The following is a 1,105-nucleotide window of genomic DNA, read 5'->3' as shown; positions in this document are numbered from 1 at the left end:
CTGATCGGTGAGTCTACGGCCGAGCGCATCAAGCTGGAAATCGGCTGCGCGTTCCCGCAGACGCATGTGAAGGAAATCGAGATCTCGGGCCGTAACCTGGCCGAGGGCGTGCCGCGCATGTTCACGATCAACTCCAACGAGGTGCTGGAAGCGCTGCACGAGCCGCTGTCGGGCATCGTGGCGGCGGTGAAGTCGGCCCTCGAGCAGACCCCGCCGGAACTGTGTTCTGACGTGGCCGAGCGCGGCATCGTGCTCACCGGTGGTGGCGCACTGCTGCGCGATCTGGATCGCCTGATCTCCGAGGAAACCGGCCTGCACGTGCAGGTGGCCGATGAGCCGCTGACCTGCGTGGCCCGTGGCGGTGGCAAGGCGCTGGAGCTGATCGATCAGCACGGCAGCGACTTCTTCGCTCCCGAGTAACCCACACGACAGGGGCGGGTTAGGCCATGGCGCTTGCGCGCGAGGAATCCTCGCCCCTGTTTGCCGGTACCGTCGCCGGTACCCTCAGGCTCATTCTCTATTTAGCGCTGGCCATGGTGCTGATGGTGCTCGACCATCGCAACGGCTGGATCTGGCGCCTGCGCTATGCCACTTCGGTGCTGGTCGAGCCGGTGTACCGGCTGGCCAGCCTGCCGGCGTCCGGCATGCATACGCTCAGCGTGGCCTTTTCCGACCGCAAGATGCTGACCGAGCAGAACCAGCGCCTGCGCGAAGACCTGCTGCTGGCCAACGCCAAGCTCAACCGCATGGCGGCCGTGGCCGAGCAGAACGAGCGCCTCAAGCAATTGCTCGATACCCAGCACAGTCTTGATCTCAACGTGCAGCTGGCCCGCGTGATCAACGTGGACCTGGGCGCCTATCGCCACCGCATGCTGGTCAACGTGGGCTCGCATGACGGGGTGAAGGCGGGCCAGGTAGTGATCGACGCCCACGGCGTGATGGGGCAGGTGGTCGAAGTGATGCCGCGCACCTCGCTGGTGATGCTGGTGACCGATCCCGACCACGCCATTCCCGTGGTGATCGAGCGCACCGGCCTGCGCACCGTGGCTTACGGCACGCGTGATGGCGACCTGTTGAGCCTGCCGAATATTTCGATGGCGTCGGA

The 1,105-nt window shown here is 65.3% G+C and carries 2 protein-coding genes; both read left to right on the top strand.

The window, feature by feature from the left end:
* Positions 1–420: rod shape-determining protein (locus AC1DMG_RS22315; protein WP_477181169.1), on the top strand; the 420-nt coding region annotated here is incomplete at its 5' end.
* A gap of 26 nt (positions 421–446) precedes the next feature.
* On the top strand, positions 447–1,105 hold a 659-nt coding region (gene mreC / locus AC1DMG_RS22310; protein WP_477181168.1), incomplete at its 3' end, for a rod shape-determining protein MreC.

This window comes from Dyella sp. 01N36 (assembly GCF_056399745.1).
Note: the sequence above shows the minus strand (reverse complement) of the source record. Positions and strands in the feature narration are given on the sequence as shown.